The 16,186-nt window shown below is 44.6% G+C and carries 18 protein-coding genes; 8 read left to right on the top strand and 10 right to left on the bottom strand.

Going from position 1 to position 16,186, the window contains the following annotated elements; all coding sequences use genetic code 11:
• Window positions 1–73 precede the first annotated feature (73 nt).
• The 3 genes from I2D69_RS07140 to I2D69_RS20885 all read right to left on the bottom strand — a co-directional run bounded on the left by I2D69_RS07140 (window position 74) and on the right by I2D69_RS20885 (window position 2,593).
• Window positions 74–310, bottom strand: a complete 237-nt coding sequence (locus tag I2D69_RS07140; RefSeq protein ID WP_118583176.1) for a DUF3343 domain-containing protein — start codon at window positions 308–310, stop codon at window positions 74–76.
• A 73-nt stretch (window positions 311–383) separates the two neighbouring features.
• Window positions 384–2,327: a serine hydrolase gene (locus tag I2D69_RS07135; RefSeq protein WP_148463432.1), complete on the bottom strand. Its 1,944-nt coding sequence runs from the start codon at window positions 2,325–2,327 to the stop codon at window positions 384–386.
• A 113-nt stretch (window positions 2,328–2,440) separates the two neighbouring features.
• A complete protein-coding gene (locus tag I2D69_RS20885) occupies window positions 2,441–2,593 on the bottom strand; it encodes a DUF6783 domain-containing protein (RefSeq protein ID WP_347708386.1) in 153 nt (50 codons plus the stop codon).
• Between I2D69_RS20885 and I2D69_RS20880 the strand changes: the two genes are divergently transcribed.
• Window positions 2,525–2,794, top strand: a complete 270-nt coding sequence (locus I2D69_RS20880) for a DUF6783 domain-containing protein (protein WP_308768452.1) — start codon at window positions 2,525–2,527, stop codon at window positions 2,792–2,794. The two genes, I2D69_RS20885 and I2D69_RS20880, sit on opposite strands and share 69 nt — an antisense overlap.
• Window positions 2,795–2,839: 45 nt before the next feature.
• The gene (locus tag I2D69_RS07130) at window positions 2,840–3,265 is read left to right on the top strand and encodes a hypothetical protein (RefSeq protein WP_173736484.1); all 426 of its coding nucleotides are present in this window, start codon (window positions 2,840–2,842) and stop codon (window positions 3,263–3,265) included.
• A gap of 82 nt (window positions 3,266–3,347) precedes the next feature.
• On the opposite strand, the gene I2D69_RS07125 is transcribed toward I2D69_RS07130, so the two are convergent.
• On the bottom strand, window positions 3,348–4,133 hold the full coding sequence (locus tag I2D69_RS07125) for a metallophosphoesterase (protein WP_330604916.1): 786 nt from the start codon (window positions 4,131–4,133) through the stop codon (window positions 3,348–3,350).
• Here I2D69_RS07125 and I2D69_RS20875 point away from each other — a divergent pair, their 5' ends adjacent.
• The 3 genes from I2D69_RS20875 to I2D69_RS07115 all read left to right on the top strand — a co-directional run bounded on the left by I2D69_RS20875 (window position 4,134) and on the right by I2D69_RS07115 (window position 6,613).
• A complete protein-coding gene (locus I2D69_RS20875; RefSeq protein WP_313720459.1) occupies window positions 4,134–4,397 on the top strand; it encodes a hypothetical protein in 264 nt (87 codons plus the stop codon).
• A gap of 380 nt (window positions 4,398–4,777) precedes the next feature.
• Window positions 4,778–5,743 carry a SpoIID/LytB domain-containing protein gene (locus I2D69_RS07120; RefSeq protein WP_195379665.1) on the top strand — a complete coding sequence of 322 codons (966 nt, stop codon included), beginning with the start codon at window positions 4,778–4,780 and terminating at the stop codon, window positions 5,741–5,743.
• A 207-nt stretch (window positions 5,744–5,950) separates the two neighbouring features.
• Entirely contained in the window at window positions 5,951–6,613 is a 663-nt protein-coding gene (locus tag I2D69_RS07115; protein WP_118583187.1) for a hemolysin III family protein, read from the top strand.
• 103 nt (window positions 6,614–6,716) lie between these two features.
• Here the strand turns inward: I2D69_RS07115 and I2D69_RS07110 are convergent, their stop codons facing one another.
• Together I2D69_RS07110 and I2D69_RS07105 are read right to left on the bottom strand one after the other, a co-directional pair.
• A complete protein-coding gene (locus I2D69_RS07110; RefSeq protein WP_148463437.1) occupies window positions 6,717–6,959 on the bottom strand; it encodes a GIY-YIG nuclease family protein in 243 nt (80 codons plus the stop codon).
• 455 nt (window positions 6,960–7,414) lie between these two features.
• On the bottom strand, window positions 7,415–8,272 hold the full coding sequence (locus I2D69_RS07105; protein ID WP_195379664.1) for a M23 family metallopeptidase: 858 nt from the start codon (window positions 8,270–8,272) through the stop codon (window positions 7,415–7,417).
• A gap of 296 nt (window positions 8,273–8,568) precedes the next feature.
• Between I2D69_RS07105 and I2D69_RS07100 the strand changes: the two genes are divergently transcribed.
• Window positions 8,569–8,973 carry a hypothetical protein gene (locus I2D69_RS07100; RefSeq protein ID WP_148463438.1) on the top strand — a complete coding sequence of 135 codons (405 nt, stop codon included), beginning with the start codon at window positions 8,569–8,571 and terminating at the stop codon, window positions 8,971–8,973.
• Between the two features lie 153 nt (window positions 8,974–9,126).
• On the opposite strand, the gene spoVT is transcribed toward I2D69_RS07100, so the two are convergent.
• Window positions 9,127–9,675 (bottom strand): stage V sporulation protein T, encoded by a 549-nt coding sequence (gene spoVT, locus I2D69_RS07095; protein ID WP_195379663.1) that lies wholly within the window; start codon window positions 9,673–9,675, stop codon window positions 9,127–9,129.
• A 422-nt stretch (window positions 9,676–10,097) separates the two neighbouring features.
• Between spoVT and I2D69_RS07090 the strand changes: the two genes are divergently transcribed.
• The gene (locus I2D69_RS07090) at window positions 10,098–11,522 is read left to right on the top strand and encodes a GGDEF domain-containing protein (protein WP_195379662.1); all 1,425 of its coding nucleotides are present in this window, start codon (window positions 10,098–10,100) and stop codon (window positions 11,520–11,522) included.
• Between the two features lie 125 nt (window positions 11,523–11,647).
• Here I2D69_RS07090 and I2D69_RS07085 read toward each other — a convergent pair whose 3' ends face one another.
• The 3 genes from I2D69_RS07085 to I2D69_RS07075 all read right to left on the bottom strand — a co-directional run bounded on the left by I2D69_RS07085 (window position 11,648) and on the right by I2D69_RS07075 (window position 14,535).
• Entirely contained in the window at window positions 11,648–12,196 is a 549-nt protein-coding gene (locus I2D69_RS07085; RefSeq protein WP_173717472.1) for a transcription repressor NadR, read from the bottom strand.
• A 151-nt stretch (window positions 12,197–12,347) separates the two neighbouring features.
• Window positions 12,348–13,205, bottom strand: coding sequence for a carboxylating nicotinate-nucleotide diphosphorylase (gene nadC, locus I2D69_RS07080; RefSeq protein WP_195379661.1), 858 nt, complete (start codon window positions 13,203–13,205; stop codon window positions 12,348–12,350).
• Complete coding sequence (locus tag I2D69_RS07075; protein ID WP_195379660.1) at window positions 13,198–14,535, bottom strand: L-aspartate oxidase; 1,338 nt, start codon at window positions 14,533–14,535, stop codon at window positions 13,198–13,200. The genes nadC and I2D69_RS07075 overlap by 8 nt, the downstream gene beginning before the upstream one ends.
• A 357-nt stretch (window positions 14,536–14,892) precedes the next feature.
• Here I2D69_RS07075 and nadA point away from each other — a divergent pair, with 357 nt between their 5' ends.
• Window positions 14,893–15,810, top strand: coding sequence for a quinolinate synthase NadA (nadA, locus tag I2D69_RS07070; RefSeq protein WP_195379690.1), 918 nt, complete (start codon window positions 14,893–14,895; stop codon window positions 15,808–15,810).
• Window positions 15,811–16,186: the final 376 nt, after the last annotated feature.

Genomic DNA, 16,186 nt, shown 5'->3' with positions numbered 1-16,186 from the left:
ACAGTAAATTTTTAATATATTGCGTAAGTAATGCTGAAAATTAATTTGTACTGCATTAGAGCCTGTTTAATAATTAAATTATACACTCATATATGCCCTCAGGATCCAGGTCTTGCTCCTGAAGTAGTTTCTCAAGGGCAGTGCGGCTTGTGGGGGGCGCACACCAGGAAAGTCCGCAGCTGGCAGAGATACTTCTTGGAACCGGAATCAGTCTTCCTGGAGCACCAGTGGCTTTGCAGGATTTCTCCATGGCGATGGCGTCAGTGGTGCAGCGAAAGGTGATGATTAAGCGTTTTTCCTGGGAAATCATGGGGTACCTCCTGATTGACCGCATATTTGGTCGTAAAAAATTTTCTTTCTATTAAAGTGCGATATATGGTGCATTACAAACTTTCTGCAGAATAGGAAGTGGTCGTTGTTTCACTGGGTTCTGCTGAAAGTTCTCCGCAATCTGATTCATTTAAGAATGAAACTGATCTCTGTTCCGGAGCCACTTCAGCAGGTGTCACCAGATACCCATGCGAAACCGGTTCAATAGTCTGTTCCATTACCCTGTGAAGGAGCTCCAGGCCGCCTGTGCCCTTGAAGGCTCCATAGAGAAAGTTGTTGGAGATTTCTTCGGTGATGGATTCCAGGCCTTCCATGATCATGCCTTTGCCTGGTGTTTCGTACCAGCGGATGAGAATTTCATCTTCGGGAAGGAAGAAAATGTTGATTTTTCTTCGAACACATTCTTCAAGGAAGGTGAAGTCCAGCTTCAGGACGGCGGTTCCGTTTTCATCTGTAGTGAATTCTCCGGAGGCTGCAATCAGATAGCTTTCCTCGTGGAGGGTAAGCCAGGATTCTTTGAATTTTCCAAGTCCTGTCGGGATGTTATGCCATTCGCCGGATTCCAGAAAGTTTACGGAGAAATTGCCTTTTTCACAGGAGAATGAAATCTTTTGCACACCTTCCGTCATATTATTGTGGAAAATCTGGATAAACAGCGGGAAAAGACCAATGCTCTGTGGAGAAAGTTCAAAAACTTTGCCATTAAGCTGTTGGGTGAACTGGTAAGGATTCGGCGCAGGAAGTCCTTTCACGTAATTCCAGGTATTAGGTCGTGTATTGGTGCTGCGGCGGAGTCCGGGCGGATTCTTTTTCCAGCCGCCCTTTCGGAGAGAAGGAAGTGTCTGAGGTGCTTGAATGCCGTTTTCAAGCTCTGCAGTCAGGCGGTTCAGGAGTGTCTGGGCGCATGGGTTTTCAGGCAGAATATCTGCAGGATGAAAGTTGCGCGGAAAGTGCTTGCGGATAATGTTCAGCATGACGCAGTTCTGGAAAAGTTCGTTATTTCCGGCATTTGTGACTACAACCATGTTCATGTCAGGGTAAACGATCACATTCTGACCAAGCATTCCATTGAATTCAAAGCTGCCCGGGCGAGCCTCCATCCACAGCTGGTAGCCATAGCCGAAAGTACCTTCGATGCTTTCCTTATGCTTAGCAGTGGAGACTTCAACCCAGAATTCCGGGATAATCTGCTGATCGTTCCATTTACCCTTCTGAAGATAAAGCTGACCTAATTTAGCCATGTCCTCAGTGCAGAGGAAAAGTCCCCAGCCGCCCTTGGTAATGCCTTTAGGGCAGGTTTCCCAGAAATAGCGGGTGATTCCAAGGGGAGCAAAAAGCCGTGGTTCCAGGTACTCGGTAAGTGACTGGCCGGTGCGTTCCGTGACGATGGCGGACAGAACGTAGGTATTCAGGCTGTTGTACTGGAAATTTTCCCCGGGGGTGCCGGTGATGGAAGAATTCAGGTAGCTGGTGAGCCAGTCGTTTCCAGAGACGATCCCGGATTCGTTGAAAGTGACGCCGCTGGTCATTGTGAGAAGATTTTCTACAGTGACTTTAGGGCGGAAAATCTTGTTAAAGGTGTTCAGCTTTTTCTGGAAAATGTCGTAAATGTTCTCGTCCAGGGAAAGCTTGCCTTCCTCTACCAGAAGACCAATTGCCATGCCGGTGATGCTTTTGCACATGGAATGGGTCACATGCCAGATTCGGCTGCGGTAGGGGGCGAAATTGGCCTCGCAGATGACCTTTCCATTTCGGAGAACCATGAAATGGTGCATATCTGTATAGTGTGAAGTGTCCAGATCCCGCAGCAGGTCGGCCAGCATGTCAGAGGAAATACCCTGACTCTCCGGCGTGGCGCGGGGAAATGGCTGCTCGTATGGTTTGTCAAATGGAAATTTAGGCTTTTGCGGGAAGAAATCTACCCGGCTGGCTCCGTCCGTTTTTCCCAGGATAATGTTTGTAATCAGTTCTGCAACTGCAATCTGTTCTTTTGCCATAAGGTGCTCCTTTCTTTGGGAAAGCGGTAAAAGTTGTTGTTAGGGTTATTGTAGCAGTGGGGGACAAGTGTGTCAATAAGGTGTGAAATAGGGAAAATTTATAAAAAATGGTTCTATAGGTTGTATTGGCAGACATAAATATAACTAGAGTCTGTTTGAAAAATCATTCCCGCAATCTGCACGCCCCACTTTGCGGTATATTTCACCCGAATTCGGTTGCCGTAGCCCGCTACGGTGCCCTCATCCGGGCAAAATCTCCCACAAATTGTGACGCACATCTTGCAGAAAGCCCTTTTCAAACATGCTCTAGACCCTGCACAATCATGAAAAGTGCGCAGTTCGCAGATGAGTTTTTTCAGGCATATTCTGGCGGCTGTTTGCTGTTAGCTGTTCGTGCAGTCTGCCGGAGGCAGAAAAAGTGCCTGAAATGGTACAAAGTTAATTGCATTAGGAGACAGCGGCGGTGATGAGCTTTTGGATTTTGGACAGGCATGACAAGAAGGAGGACCTTTATGAGATTATTGAAAAAATATTTCAACCGGGAAAATAAATTCAGTTTGAAAGAACGTTTCAATATGGTGATGACTGTGGTGACTTGCTTTTTCATGGGAGTGATGGGTGAAAATGGACGGGGTATGCAGGGAATAAAGGGACTGATTGGTGGAATCGGCGGACTGGCTGTAAGGATGAATGGATGGCTGAGTGTGGTGACTGGCTGGGAGTTGGGCGCGCATGAAGCACATGGAATATATGAAAAAGGTATAGTGGGAAGATTTTTCCAGGGAAAGATGCTGGAAGGAATAGATGTGGTGAAGCGTGGACAGGCTTTAGTGGAAAGGGCTGGGCTGCGAGGAAGAAGGGGAAATCGGATACGGGATGTTTCACATGAGAAGGGACTGCCTTGCATGGAACGATGGGTGTGCAGAGGCAGTCCGTAGGGGCATAATCGGTTGATTTAATGTAACTGTGAACTATGTTCACGAAAACATCTCGCGGTATAGTATCTGCGGAAAAGTTACATTAATTGTTAAAATGAACTGTAATCGGACAGATTTCGCTGTTGGTGCCGACTCTCATGTTCGGCCCCCAGATTCCGGCTCCGGAAGTGACAATGTTGTGCATATTTCCTTTTCGAAGGTAGCCACAGGAATTTTCCCAGAATAGATGGATAATCAGGTTTCCGGGGAAAATCTGGCCGTCATGGGTGTGACCACAAAGGTCAAGGTCAACACCGGCAGCTGCTGTCTCGTCCAATTCTTTTGGCTGATGGTCAATGAAAATAATTGGTTTTCCCTGGTCCAGCGATTCGGTAAGCTGGGCCGGAGTGGCTCTGGAGCCTTCTACTTTTTCACAGCGGGAGGCATCCCGGCGGCCGACAATATAAAATTTGTTGTCGATCAGAACAGATTCATCGTCTAGCAGGTGAATTCCTGCGTCTGTAAGAAATTCTTCCATTCTGGGATCGTTGTAGTTATCTTCTGTTCCGTTGAAGGTGAAACCTGCCAGGATTGGTTCGTTCAGGTCGTGATTGCCCCAGCAGGCGTAAACTCCATATTTGGACTTAATTCCTTTTAAAATTTCTTTTAATTTATCTGGTTTGGAAATGGCGTCATATTCATTATCGAAAATATCACCTGCGATACAGACTACATCTGGATTTTCAGTATTGATCTTTTTCACAATTCGTTTTGCCTGGGCGGTTCCCATGCTGTAGCCGAAATGGGTATCAGCGAGAAGGACTATTTTCAGGGAATCCATGCCGTCAACTGTTTTTTCAACGTTTATCTCATAAGGTGTAGTTTTCACATGGGTTACATGAAGGATTCCGTAAACACTGAGGCTGATGATCAGTATGGTGCAGATCAGGCCTGTGATGACGAAAGTGCTGCGGTGCCCGATAAACGGGGCATGGAATATGTATTTCAGTATCAGACGGCCAAAATCAACGACAGCGATTACCAGCAGAATATAGATGAAAGTTCCGAGAAAATAGTTACCTGTATGCTTGAGAATACGGTGCAGGTTGGCCGGCTTTTTGATGAGAAAGCCGGTGAGCAGGGCTGTTGCTAATATTATGTAAACTCCTATAAAGGAAGCGCGAAATGCCATTGTCTGAAAAAGTCTGTGACAGGCGCCCATCCATCGTATCATCCAACGGACAACGTATGCATTGATCAAGATGTATAGGGGTGCGAGAAAGAGTGCGGCCATAGAAAAACCTCCGTTATATTTACTTTGAAAATTAGCAGTTACACGCTTTGTTACCGTGTCTGCGCAACAATGGGTACAGTATACTACGGTTAATAAGTTTTTGCAATTGTGCATATAATAGGGAGAAATGAGAGAGTCAGGAGAGCTGTTGCTTATGCGGCAAAGCGAGAAAGATTCCTGAAACCGGGAACATCAGGTATGCCGATTATTTTTAAGCAATGGCAAAGTGCAGGAAATATATGAGAAAATGGTTTCGGAGCTTTTATTCTTCAGGGCTGTTTATTCCATTCATTTTATTATTGCCGTATATGTGTACAATCGCCTTGAATGGGGCGGATAAAGCACTTTTACTGCATTCTCCGGGGGTGGAGGATATGGTTCCGCTGATGTTGATGGTACAGATGAAAGGGGATTATGCGGAGGAAGCGGTGAAAGCTCAGGCGGTGATTGCAAGGTCGGAGGTGTACAGGCGGCTGGAGGAGGGGGAAAGTGAAGGAGAAATTCTGGATGAAGTAAGTGAAAGTATCGCAGGGAAAAACAGGGAAAGAAGAGTTGAGCAAATGACAGCTGCGACAGAAGATGAAGAGGTGTTATCCTTCCGAATAGCAGAATTAAATAGTGGCAGGAGTTTTGTTGTTGGATATGGAGGCGTTTGGAAATTACTGAGTGCGGTGGATAAGCTGCAGCAGTATGGAGCAGCGGCAGAGGCAACGGCCGGGCAGGTTCTTACATATAATGGAAAGCTGAAATTAGTTCCGTATCATGAGATCAGCAGCGGTAAAACCAGGGATGGGACAGAAGTTTTTCACAGTGCAGAATATGGCTATCTGAAATCAGTGGAAAGCAGTCAGGACAGGGAGGCTCCAGGCTATGTAAACAGTGCATATGTGCCTGCCAGTCAGCTTCCTGCGAAGCTGATGGTCAAAAAGCGAGATAGTGCCGGTTATGTGACTGCGCTGACAGCTGATGGAAACTGGCTTGAGGGTGAGACTTTTCGCCAGGGCATGCATCTGGCTTCCGCAGATTTTTCCGTGCAGAAAGTAGGAAAAATGGTACGCTTTTTATGTAAAGGAAAAGGACATGGGCTTGGATTTTCCCAGTATGGGGGGAATGAGATGGCGAAGAAAGGGAGTAGCTGGGAGGAGATATTGGAGACATATTTTCCGGAGATGGAGGTTGAGGTGGTGATGGAGATGGGAAGGTGAAAAATGTTGCTGAAAGTCAAAAAATTACTTTTATTATAAAAGTTTTGTAAAACCCCTTGCATTTTTCAAAAAAAGTGTTATAGTATAACACATACTTTATGATGTAGTAATTAAAACTACATGATAAAGTTTGCGAAACATTATAAACCTAGGAACCAGACTGATTTCTGGAAAAGTTACTTTGGAAAAGTTTTAGGAGGTGCTATCATGAAATTTAAATTAAAAGATCCGGGAAGTGCGATTACACATGGGATTGCTTTTCTTCTGGCAGCAGTGGGAGCAGCGCCTTTATTGATTCGCTCGTCAGAGTGGAGCGATCATATTCATATTGTGGCACTGGGAGTGTTTATTCTTACGATGATGCTGCTTTATGCGGCAAGTACTCTTTATCATTCCGTTGATTCTACGGCGAAGGTGAACCGCAGACTGAAGAAGCTGGATCATATGATGATCTTTGTAATGATCGCGGGAAGCTATACGCCGGTGTGCCTGATTGTTCTTCATAACAAGATTGGATATATACTTTGCGCACTTGTGTGGGCGACAGCAATTCTGGGAATTGTATTTAAGGCATTCTGGGTGACTTGTCCGAAATGGATTTCTTCTGTGCTGTATATTGGAATGGGCTGGTTGTGTGTGCTTGCGTTCATGCCAATTATTCATGCATTGCCTAAGGCTGGATTTGGCTGGCTGCTGGCGGGGGGGATTATTTATACGATTGGCGGTGTGATCTATGCATTGAAGCTTCCCATCTTTAATGCGAAACATAAGAATTTTGGGTCACATGAGATTTTCCACGTATTTATTATGCTGGGAAGCGCGTGTCATTTTATTGTGATGTATTGTTTTGTGGCGAATATGCCGATTTGATGATATGGTAAGGTAAAATATTAGTAATGAAGTTACCTGTAACAAATATTTTAGACGAAGTTTTTTAATAATTTTTAATATTTAGAAGGAACTGTGATCTCCTCTAAAATTCCATCAGAGCTAATTTTTTTGCCCGGGTTAATTGTTTGATTGCATATTCCCGGCTCATGGCTTCTTCTTTGGTGGCGTAGCCTTCGTAGTAGACAAGGGTTACCGGACGTTTGGTTTTTGTGTATTTGGCTCCGTTTTTGCCGCTGTTGTGGGCTTTCAGGCGCTTTTCCAGACAGTTTGTCCATCCGGTGTAAAGAGTACCGTCGGCGCACTGGACGATGTAGGTGTAATTCATGGGGCTCCTTTTTTGGCTGTAAGGTGAAATTTCTTAATGTTTTACTATGAAAGTCCCGGACGGCAGCTGTGGGAGCGCTATAGGCGCGGAACAGCTGACTTTCATATATGGTGATATCGCCGACAGGCGACATGTCCGTTTAGGAATTAAATAAATATTTATGTAAAGGAGTATCGTCATGCTGTTAACTGGCTGACAATGCTCCTTATTTTTATAAAAAGCAATCGGTAAGCTGGTATATTATTTGCAGTCCTAAAGAATACTAGAACCTTTTTCAAACATGCTCTAGAGCGTGTCAGAATGGTTGCTATGGCGGGTCCCGGGCTCTTAGCTGCCTGGAAGGACTGGAAAAAAGCAGGTAGGATTTAGGTACCGACTGCGGATTTTCCCACCTGCTTTATTATACGTTGTTTTTTTACTTTTGTGAATGTTGATATTTCATGGAGTGAATTTTTTTACGGCAGATACGTGATCGGGTCGATTGGTTCACCGTCTTTTTTCATGGCGAAGTACAGGTTACTGCCTTCTTCGCTGTAATAAATGGTAGGAGCTGCGACATAGCCTATGATGGAACCTTTAGTGACGGTATCGCCTTCAGCAACGTCCAGATCAGTAAGCTGACCATAGATTGCCTGGTAGCCGTTTCCAAGCTCCATGGTGACGGTAGTGCCAGTCTGGGCATTATTTTCAATAGAATATACGGTTCCGTTTACTGCGGAAACTACAGGTGCACCTTCCACTGCCTGTACGGAAATCGCAGGGCTCAGTTTATACTGATCCAGAGTTGGAAAGTAAACGCTCTGATCCATGCTGTAATCAATGAGAACATGTCCGTTTACCGGCCACTCCATTAATGTATCTTCCGAGAAGTTGATTTCCGGTCCTTTGTGCAGGGAGACCTGAGCGTTTACGCTGGTGCTTTCTCCAATGTCAGCGGAGCTGGAAATATCAGCAGTATCGTTAATGTCAGCAGAGTTGGTTAAGTCCACGGTATTGTCAAGGCTTGCCATGTCTGTTGCGGATGAATTATCTGATTCGTTTATCAAAGACTCACTGTCGAGGATTCCGGTATCGGAAATTCCGTCCAGATCTGCTTCTACCATGTTAGTACCTGCTTCTGCAAGGGAAGAATCATCCGTGGAACTGTCTCCATCTGTTTTGGCAGTGTCACTTTCCTTGGTGCTTTCCAATGGAAGCACTTCCTGAATATGTTCTGGTTTGTTTGCAACCTGGTAAGCGGTCACTCCGAGAACTGCCATAACTGCAAGGAGAGCGCCGTTGAAAATAAATTTTGCTGTTCTGTTTTTCCTCATATTCTTTTCACCTCTACATACATTCTGTTCACAGCTGTTGTACCTGTCTGTATTTATAGGGTGTCCAGAAAATTGGAGGTTATTCATTAATTCATGAAAATGAGAAAATTTAAATTGGTGGCACTTATATAAGCGGCATGGTATAATAGGGGAAAACATGTGCGGTGCTGTGAAAAATAAATGAGGTCGGCAGTTGTGGGAGCGCCATAGGCGCGGAACAGCTGACTTTCATATATGGTGATGTCGCCGACAGGCGGCATGTCCGTTTAGAAATAATTTACAGGGGGTAACTTATAGTGAAGATTACAGAGGAGCTTTTGCAGAAAGCTGATCAGATTCCGAATTTCTCAGATGGAGTTATTATGCCGGATGGGGATTACAGATTGATTGAGGAGAAGGGCCATCTTCAGACCATGATGGCGCTTTTGCCATATCCGGAGAAGGAGATTTGGAAGATGATCCCGGAGAATGATTCGGCACTGTTCTGGATGATCGAGAAGACAGGATGTGTGCTTACAGATTATAATTCAACTGTGGGTATGGCGATGACGCAGTCGCAGAAGGAGGTTTTTGATGCACTGGTTGCCCGTGGGATTATTTCGCCGGAGTATTTTGATATTACCAGGCAGAGGCAGAAGATGCGGGATCAGGGCACGCAGGGAAGCACTGTATCTGAAGAGAAAACAGAACAGGATTGTTGAGGTATATAAATACGAAAACTGCTGTACCATTTAATGGACTTTGAAGAGGGCTTAAATGGATACAGCAGTTTTTTAGTTTCTGTTCACTGGCAGATTGCGGGAATGATTTTTCAAACAGGCTCTATCGAGACGTTGACTGCAGCGATAACAAAATTATTGTTCCATCTGTCGTCCAAGAAACCCGGCAGCAGTCTGAGTCAGAAGCTTTTCGCTGGTGCTTGGAATGTCTTTGTCGGTTCTTCCCATGAGGATGACACTGCCGATAGCATCTCCGGCGGCTATGATGGGCTGGATGACCTGAGATGTGGATGGAGCTGGCTGTTCATCTACTACAGGGACTTTGCCACGGTCTCTGGCACTAAGACATTTGGCTTCTCTGTCATTGATAACAGCTTCCAGCTGGCTGCTGATCAATTTTCCAATGAATTCCTTACTTCCCGGACCGGCAGCAGCTACTACCTGGTCGTGGTCGGTGATGCAGGAAAGCATGCCGGTGGCCTGGGAGAGGGACTCGGCGTATTCTTTTGCAAAAAGGCTAAGCTCTCCGATTGGAGAGTATTTTTTCAGAATGATTTCGCCTTCACGGTCGGTGAAAATTTCAAGCGGGGTACCTTCTTTGATTCGCAGGGTCCGGCGGATTTCTTTTGGGATGACCACCCGGCCCAGATCATCTATTCTTCTTACGATTCCTGTGGCTTTCATTTATCTGTTCCTCCTGTACTTTATGATGCAATTGTGGGAAACAATTGACCTTTTTTTTCTAGAGCGCGTCTGAAAAAGGCTTTCTGCAAAGTCTCCTGCAAAGTGGAGCTTGCAGATTGCGGGAATGATTTTTCAAACACACTATAGAGCTTGTTTTGTGGGTTTCCATATTTTGCAGTGTATGGATAGTATGTGAAAATATGGGGGAATTATGCGCGCGAGATGAGGCAAATTTTTTGATCGTGGCAATAAGAATTTATCATATTCAACCTTTTTGAAATGAAGTTAGGTGAAAAAGTTGGTTTACATAATAAGTGCCTTTTGTTATGTGTCACTAGTGAGCGGTAACAACGGGTTACTTTGGGCGCAAATTCATGTAAATTAGTATGGTTTACATATGGAAATTATGATAAAATATATCCATGAAGAAAAAAAAGCTTGTTTTTTTAGCGTTTGCGACCATTGCGATTGCATTATTGCTTGAAGCCGGAATTTTAAAGTATGTCAATGACAGTAATACATACAGGATGTCAAAAGTACTGCTGGATCGTGTTATCACCGTGCTCAATAAAAATGATGATAGTGAAAATGAACTCATCAAATCGCTAAAGGACGATTATATAGTAAGAGCAAAGGCTGTATCCTATATTATAGATGCAAAACCACAGGTGGAATATGATGTAGAAGAATTGCAGAAAATAGCAGATTTGATATTAGTAGACGAAATTCATCTGTTTGATAAAAACGGATATATCTACAGTGGTACTTTGCCCAAATACTATGGCTTCAGTTTTGACTCCGGAGAACAGATGGAATATTTTAAGCCTATGCTTACAGATAAAAAGCTTACCATGTGTCAGGATGTTACTCCGAATACCGCTGAAGGAAAGAACCTGATGTATGCCATTACATGGAACGAAGCCGGTACCAGAATGATCCAGATCGGCATCGAACCAAAGCGTCTGCTTAAAGAACTAAAGCAAAATGAAATCTCCGCTGTAGTAAGTGATATGCCTGTTTATAAGGGAATCGAAATTTTCGTGGCAGACTCCCAGACCAAAATTGTAAAAGGTGCTACGGATTCCAGACAGATAGGCGTGAAACTGGAAGGGCTTGTTGTATCATCTGATAAAAAAAGCGGCGAGACAGATGTCCGACTCATAAGGATAGGTGGAAAACGCTGCAAATGTTTACTCAGTCAGTATGATGACTATATTGTAGCTGTAACTATAGACAGTTCCTTTTATCGGCAAGGGAATATTTTTGCGGTTCTCATAGTTGGCGTGTATCTTGTATTGGCTTCCTGCTGTATGTTCTACATGCTTTCAAGAGTTATGAAAGAAAAATATGAAAAAGAAAAACTGCTGTACATATCAAACACAGATGAACTTACAAGATGCTTTAACCGACATGCATACGAAGAAAGGATAAACAACCTTGATCTCCGCGAGGAATGGATATATATTTCCATGGATCTTAATAACCTGAAACATATAAATGATTCTCTTGGACATGCTGCAGGCGATGAACTTATATGTGCAGCGGCCGACTGTATGAGGGAAAGTTTTGGAAATTATGGAAATGTCTACAGAATCGGAGGAGATGAGTTTGTTGTGATCATCACCGGAAATACAAAGGAATTTCAAAGCATAATAGAAAGCTTTGACCGGAGTGTTGCACAATGGCATGGGAAACTGGTGGATTCTATGACAATCTCATGGGGATATGTTTTCAGTTCTGAGAAAGAATGGGATAACATCTATGATATCGCCAAAGAAGCAGATGCAAGAATGTATAAGAACAAGGAACGCTATTACCAGGAAAGAAACATAGTCAGACGAAGGTAACAGATTGCGTTTTCCTTATATTTTCAAATATTCTAAATACAACAGAGTTGATTGAAATTCTTTTGGAATAACAAGAACCAGGATGAGACTTGTGCTCAGCCTGGTTCTTAAATTTTTTTCGCTTTTTATTCCTGACCGCCCCAGAAATCCACGGGCTCGTAGTCCTGTAATTTCGCAAGGAACCCCTTCTGCTGAAGTTCTTCCTGAATGGCATCCAGGATTTCTTCGCTTTCGGCGTCGATGGTGTGGTAGTGGTAGCCGGAGGTTACATTTTTCAGAAGGCTGGATTTGCCGGTGCTGATTTCCTCCATGTAGGCGCGGATGTCGCGGCGGGATTTGATTCCCATGTCAGCTTTCAGCACGCCGTAGACCTTGTGGTAGACGAATACGTCGCGAATCTGGCCGCCGGCGTCTACGATGGTGCTTAATTCCTCTTCAACCTGATCATCTGTGTGATAAACCTTAAAAACTCTGGAATATTTCCTGTCCTCCTGGAGCAGATAGCCTTTGTTGGTGGAAAAAATGGTGGCTCCGTTGGCACGCAGGAGAGAAATATCCTGGACAATAATCTGGCGGCTTACATTTAATTCCTTAGCTAAGGTACCGCCGGAAACGGGATTATTGCTGGAAGATAGGATATTCAGAAGTTGTTTTCGTCTTTCTTCACCTTTCATTTTTTATCTCCTGTCTGCTGGTTTGTGATGAAAGTTATCTGTTACCGTGTAGAGCCTTTGTCAAACATGTTTTGGGACGTGTTGATGGCGGGAAACAGATGACTTCCATTCTGATAATTGCTGTCGGTGGGGGAGTTCAGCCGAATAGGGCTTACTCCACCGGATGTAAATTTTTCATTGATAAATCCATAATAGGAGCGGAATGTGTAAGTGCTCCGCTTGATACATAATTTACACCCAAACCAGTGAGTCTGGCAATATTTTCTTTTGTTACATTTCCGGAAACTTCAATTTCGGCACGTCCGGCAATGTAGTCGATGGATTCTTTCAGCTGTTCAGTGGTCATATTATCCAGCATGATAATGTCCGCACCAGCTTCTACTGCCTCTTTTATCATATCCAGGTTTTCGACCTCTATTTCAATTTTGCGGACAAAAGGAGCGTAGGCTTTTGCCATGGAGATGGCCTGTTTTACGCCGCCTGCGGCACCGATGTGATTGTCCTTGAGAAGAACGCCGTCGGAAAGATTATAGCGGTGGTTATTGCCGCCGCCTACGCGAACGGAATATTTCTCGAAAATACGGTTATTCGGAGTGGTTTTTCTGGTGTCCAGAAGCTTGATCCCGGTTCCCTCAAGAAGAGCTGCAACCTGGCTTGTGTAGGTGGCGATTCCGCTCATTCTCTGGAGATAGTTAAGAGCGGTTCTTTCTCCGCAAAGGAGCACACGGATATCTCCGTAAATTTTTCCCACAAGCTGTTTATTTTCTACGTGGTCTCCGTCTTTTACATAGAATTCAGCTCTGGTGGATGGATCCAGAAGTGTGAAAACACGCTCAAAAACCTGGAGCCCGCAGATGATTCCATCTTCTTTGCAGATAAGATCTACAACGCCTGGAGTGGGATTGGGCATAACGCTGTTGGTAGATACGTCTTCGCTTGTGATATCTTCTTTTAATGCGCTTAAAATGAACGGATCAACATTTAATCCGAGAGTTACCTGATCATACATATAAAAATTCCTTTCTGCCTTCTGGATTCTGGCCAAGGGTGATGGCCTGTGTGGCAAGGTGATGATAAGTTTCGGCCAGGGTCTGAATGTCCTGGTATGGGGTGAAGTCTACGTGGGAAGCAAGGTAATCAGCAATTTCGCTAGCATTCTGGGGTGAAGCATTCTTAAGATCATGCTCTGCCATATCCTGCGCCGCACGTCTTGCGAAAACAAGGCTTTCCAGCAGGGAGTTGCTTGCCAGGCGGTTTTTGCCATGGACACCGTTGCAGGCAGCTTCTCCTACTACATAGAGATTTTCCATGGAAGAACGGCTTTGATAATCCACTTTTACGCCGCCCATGAAATAATGCTGTGCCGGAACAACCGGGATACATTCCTTGAAAACATCATAGCCCATTTCCCTGCAGTGTTCAACAATGTTTGGAAAATGGTGGCGAAGAGTTTCTGCCGGGATGGTGCGCAGGTCTTCCCAGACAAAGTCGGTGCCGTCTTTTGCCATCTGTTCGTGAATTTTCTGGGAAAGAAGATCACGGGGCAGCAGCTCGTTTACGAAACGGTTCATGTTTTTGTCGTAAAGTCTGGCACCTTCGCCACGGACAGATTCGGAAATCAGAAAGCTGCGGTCTTCCGGATGTTTGGTGTAGAAGGTGGTAGGGTGGATCTGCACGTAATCCGGGTTCTGCAGTTCAATATTATGCTTACCTGCAATAGCAAGTGCGTCGCCGGTAAGATGGCGGAAGTTAGTGGAATGTCTGTAAAGTCCACCTACTCCTCCGCTGGCCAGAATGGTATAGGTTGCAGTAACGGTGTCAAGGGAACCATCTGGACGGCGGATCACAGCGCCGTAGCAGTGGTTGTCTTTTTCCAGAATATCAACCAGGGTTGTGTATTCCAGAAGTTCTACATTGGAAAGCTTCTGGACTTCGCGGAGCAGGGTGCTGGTGATCTCTTTTCCGGTTACATCCTCGTGGAAAATAATACGGTTGGTGGAATGGGCGCCTTCTTTGGTGTAGGCAAGGCTGCCGTCTTCGTTTCGCTCGAACTGGGCACCGTAAGAGACAAGATCCCTGACAACCTCCGGGGAGGTTTTAATCATGATCTCTACGGATTTTTTGTCATTTTCGTAGTGTCCGGCTTTCATGGTGTCTTCAAAAAAGCTGTCATAGTCGGACTGTTCTTTCAGCATGCACATGCCGCCCTGGGCGAGAAAGGAATCGTTACTGGTAAGGTCGGACTTGGTGATGACGGTGATTTTTTTGTCGCGGGGAAGCTGGAGGGCACAGTAGAGACCGGAGCAGCCGCTTCCTGCGATGAGGATGTCTGTTTTCATAGTTGGTGGTCCTTTTTTCGTGGATAAATTTGGTGTACAGAGAAATTTTGCAAAAGTAATCTGAAGCGCAGGCTTATGAAATTTCTCTGTGAAAGATTACATTTGTGCGCGCGGATTCAAATTTTCCGAACGACATGCCCTGTAGTATATCACTAAACTTTACAATTGACAAGATAGCTGTAAACTTTTTTGTTGACAGTGAGGACGGCAGGTAATATAATCCTAAGAAAATGTCCGAAAAGAGTGGAGCTATTAGCAGCCAATGAGGGTAAGAAGATATTTAAGAACACATTCGGGCATACATGGAAAATTAAAGTTCCGGAATAAATGAAAACACAGGAGTGAAAAACGATTATGATGACAACAAGACAGCTGCAGGATGAAATTCTGCGTTTAAAGAAGGAAAAAGATATCTGCATTCTGGCGCATGCATACCAGAGCCATGAGATTCTGGAGGTAGCAGATTACACAGGTGATTCTTATGGATTGAGCCAGCAGGCGGCTAAGGCTCCGCAGAAAAATGTGCTGATGTGCGGCGTGCGCTTTATGGCCGAGACTGTGAAGATTCTTTCCCCAGAGAAAACAGTTTACCTTTCCAACAGTGGTGCAGGATGTCCAATGGCAGAGCAGCTGGATGTGGAGATGCTTTCCGCACTGAAAGAGTCCAATCCGGACTACACAGTTGTGGCTTATATTAATACCACTTCCGAACTGAAAACAATCTGTGATGTGTGCGTAACTTCTTCTTCTGCGTTGAAGATTGTGAACAATATCGACAATGACAAGATCCTGTTTATCCCGGACTGCAACCTTGGCGCATGGGTGGAGAAGCAGGTTCCGCAAAAAACGTTCAAGTTCGTTCACGGGGGATGTCCAACCCATCTTAGAATGTCTGTAAGAGATGTGAAAAAAGCCAGAGGCGCTCACCAGGAAGCGAAGTTACTGGTTCATCCGGAGTGTCTGCCAGAGGTTTCTGCAATGGCAGATTATATCGGAAGTACAACTGGAATTATGAAATATGCCAAGGAAAGCGATGCCAAAGAATTTATTATCGGAACAGAGAACAGCATTGTTCAGCATCTTCAGTACGAGTGCCCGGACAAGAAATTTTATCCGCTGTCAAAGGACTGCGTATGCCACAATATGAAACTGACAACCTTGATGGATGTCTATAATTGCGTCTGCGGTCAGGGCGGAGAAGAGATCAAGCTGGATGAGAATGTGAGAGTGAAGGCGAAGGCTTGTATTGATACTATGTTGACGCTGGGGGAATAGAAAATTTATCTTTTGAGATAAGCAGAAATTAGAGACGATTACTAATTGTAAAAAAAGAATACAACTGATATAATTGTATTTGGGCGCTACCATAACGGTAGGCGGTTAGTCCTTCGGCAGAGGGACTGTGACCCTCTGATTACATAGAAAACCGGAAGGGAATCAAACGGAAAGGAGGGCTAAGCCAATGAGTATTTTGGACTTTATTGCAGTAATGAGTTTTGGCATTACTTGCTTTTGTGCCGGATACACATTCGGCAAGGATACTAATAAGCCACAAAAATAGCCGCCCCGGTCCGTGATATGATACCTCTAAAGTAGACAGATTAAATATAAAAATCTGTTACTTTGGAGGTATTTTTCATGCCAAAATCAA

Source organism: Ruminococcus sp. D54t1_190329_F1 (genome assembly GCF_015551645.1).
Lineage (GTDB): Bacteria > Bacillota > Clostridia > Lachnospirales > Lachnospiraceae > Blautia_A > Blautia_A faecis.
This window is presented reverse-complemented; position numbering and strand designations above follow the sequence as displayed.